The organism is Sulfitobacter sp. PR48, from assembly GCF_028807335.1.
Lineage (GTDB): Bacteria > Pseudomonadota > Alphaproteobacteria > Rhodobacterales > Rhodobacteraceae > Sulfitobacter.
The window spans coordinates 1-3,299 of sequence record NZ_JARAMM010000054.1 but is presented as its reverse complement, the minus strand read 5'-3'; the positions used below and the strand labels follow the sequence as shown (position 1 = coordinate 3,299).

Annotated in this window: 2 rRNA genes; both read right to left on the bottom strand. The window is 49.3% G+C overall.

Annotated features, from left to right (window positions below):
- Nucleotides 1–101: 101 nt before the first annotated feature.
- Nucleotides 102–216: ribosomal RNA gene (rrf, locus tag PVW51_RS24120) — 5S ribosomal RNA — on the bottom strand.
- Nucleotides 217–391: 175 nt separating this feature from the next.
- A 23S ribosomal RNA gene (locus PVW51_RS24115) occupies nucleotides 392–3,286 on the bottom strand.
- Between the last annotated feature and the right edge of the window lie 13 nt (nucleotides 3,287–3,299).

Below are 3,299 nucleotides of genomic sequence, written 5' to 3'. Positions count from 1 at the left end.
CTTCATTCCCACTTAATATTTCGCTTTTCGTTTATTATTTAATATATTCAGCATAAAAAAATCCCCCTCAGCCTTAAGCGGAGGGGGATTTAGAATTAATGAGCTGGCGATGACTTACTCTCACATGGATAACTCCACACTACCATCAGCGCTAAGAGGTTTCACTTCTGAGTTCGGGAAGGGATCAGGTGGTTCACTCTTGCTATTGTCGCCAGCACAACTGTTTATGACTATTCGTTGGGTCTAACCTCAGAGCAGTGCTCTTCGTGCCTAACTTTCATCAAATGAGTTATTAACAGGTATATTTGAGTTGGATATTTTATCTAGCTTTATAACTAAATCAAGTTGTTTGCAGTGATTTGAACCACAACACCAACTGTTTGGGTGTTGTATAGTCAAGCCTCACGAGCAATTAGTATTGGTCAGCTTCACATATCACTATGCTTCCACATCCAACCTATCAACGTCGTAGTCTTCAACGGCTCTTTAGAGGACATAAAGTCCTAGGGAAATCTTATCTTGAGGTAGGCTTCCCGCTTAGATGCTTTCAGCGGTTATCCCTTCCGAACATAGCTACCCGGCGATGCGACTGGCGTCACAACCGGTACACCAGAGGTTCGTCCACTCTGGTCCTCTCGTACTAGGAGCAGATCCTCTCAAATTTCCAACGCCCACGGTAGATAGGGACCGAACTGTCTCACGACGTTCTAAACCCAGCTCGCGTACCTCTTTAAATGGCGAACAGCCATACCCTTGGGACCTGCTTCAGCCCCAGGATGAGATGAGCCGACATCGAGGTGCCAAACACCGCCGTCGATATGAACTCTTGGGCGGTATCAGCCTGTTATCCCCAGAGTACCTTTTATCCGTTGAGCGATGGCCCTTCCATACAGAACCACCGGATCACTAAGACCTACTTTCGTACCTGCTCGACTTGTGGGTCTCGCAGTTAAGCGCGCTTTTGCCTTTATACTCTACGCGTGATTTCCGACCACGCTGAGCGCACCTTCGTACTCCTCCGTTACTCTTTAGGAGGAGACCGCCCCAGTCAAACTACCCACCAGACATGGTCCTCGTCCCGGATAACGGGACAGAGTTAGAACCTCAATATTACCAGGGTGGTATTTCAAGATTGGCTCCACCGAAACTAGCGTCTCGGTTTCAAAGCCTCCCACCTATCCTACACAAGTAAGATCAAAGTTCAATGTCAAGCTGCAGTAAAGGTTCACGGGGTCTTTCCGTCTAGCCGCGGGTACACCGCATCTTCACGGCGAATTCGATTTCACTGAGTCTCTGCTGGAGACAGCGCCCCCATCATTATGCCATTCGTGCAGGTCGGAACTTACCCGACAAGGAATTTCGCTACCTTAGGACCGTTATAGTTACGGCCGCCGTTTACTGGGGCTTCGATCAAGAGCTTCGCTTACGCTAACCCCATCAATTAACCTTCCAGCACCGGGCAGGCATCACACCCTATACGTCCACTTTCGTGTTTGCAGAGTGCTATGTTTTTAATAAACAGTTGCAGGGGCCTGGTTTCTGTGGCTGCCAATAGCTCAAGGAGTAAATCCTATCACCGTCGGCAGCGTACCTTCTCCCGAAGTTACGGTACCATTTTGCCTAGTTCCTTCAGCAGAGTTCTCTCAAGCGCTTTGGTCTACTCGACCTGACCACCTGTGTCGGTTTCGGGTACGATTCCTATGTAACTGAAGCTTAGAGACTTTTCCTGGAAGCATGGTATCAGCCACTTCACTGTACAAGTACAGCTTGCTATCAGTTCTCAGCATAGAGTACCCCGGATTTGCCTAAGATACATGCCTACAACCTTCCACCTGGACAACCAACGCCAGGCTGACTTAACCTTCTCCGTCCTCTCATCGCATTACATAGAAGTATTGGAATATTAACCAATTTCCCATCGACTACGCCTCTCGGCCTCGCCTTAGGGGTCGACTCACCCAGCCCCGATTAACGTTGGACTGGAACCCTTGGTCTTTCAGCGTGCGAGTTTTTCACTCGCATTGTCGTTACTCACGTCAGCATTCGCACTTCTGATACCTCCAGCATACTTCTCAATACACCTTCATCGGCTTACAGAACGCTCCCCTACCACTTGCAATAAATTGCAAATCCGCAGCTTCGGCATATAGTTTTAGCCCCGTTACATCTTCCGCGCAGGCCGACTCGACTAGTGAGCTATTACGCTTTCTTTAAAGGGTGGCTGCTTCTAAGCCAACCTCCTAGCTGTCTAAGCCTTCCCACATCGTTTCCCACTTAACCATGACTTTGGGACCTTAGCTGACGGTCTGGGTTGTTTCCCTTTTCACGACGGACGTTAGCACCCGCCGTGTGTCTCCCATGCTCGGCACTTGTAGGTATTCGGAGTTTGCATCGGTTTGGTAAGTCGGGATGACCCCCTAGCCGAAACAGTGCTCTACCCCCTACAGTGATACATGAGGCGCTACCTAAATAGCTTTCGAGGAGAACCAGCTATCTCCGAGCTTGATTAGCCTTTCACTCCGATCCACAGGTCATCCGCTAACTTTTCAACGGTAGTCGGTTCGGTCCTCCAGTCAGTGTTACCTAACCTTCAACCTGCCCATGGATAGATCGCCCGGTTTCGGGTCTATACCCAGCGACTAAACGCCCTATTAAGACTCGCTTTCGCTACGCCTCCCCTATTCGGTTAAGCTCGCCACTGAATATAAGTCGCTGACCCATTATACAAAAGGTACGCAGTCACCTAACAAAGTAGGCTCCCACTGCTTGTACGCATACGGTTTCAGGTTCTATTTCACTCCCCTCTCCGGGGTTCTTTTCGCCTTTCCCTCACGGTACTGGTTCACTATCGGTCAGTCAGTAGTATTTAGCCTTGGAGGATGGTCCCCCCATATTCAGACAAAGTTTCTCGTGCTCCGTCCTACTCGATTTCATTGATAAGAGATTTTCGTGTACGGGGCTATCACCCACTATGGCCGCACTTTCCAGAGCGTTCCACTAATCTCAAACCAACTTAAGGGCTGGTCCCCGTTCGCTCGCCACTACTAAGGGAATCTCGGTTGATTTCTTTTCCTCAGGGTACTTAGATGTTTCAGTTCCCCTGGTTCGCCTCTTGCACCTATGTATTCAGTACAAGATAACCAGCTTATGCTGGCTGGGTTCCCCCATTCAGAGATCTCTGGATCACAGTCTGTTTGCCGACTCCCCAAAGCTTATCGCAGGCTACCACGTCTTTCATCGCCTCTGACTGCCAAGGCATCCACCGTATGCGCTTCTTCACTTGACCATATAACCCCAAG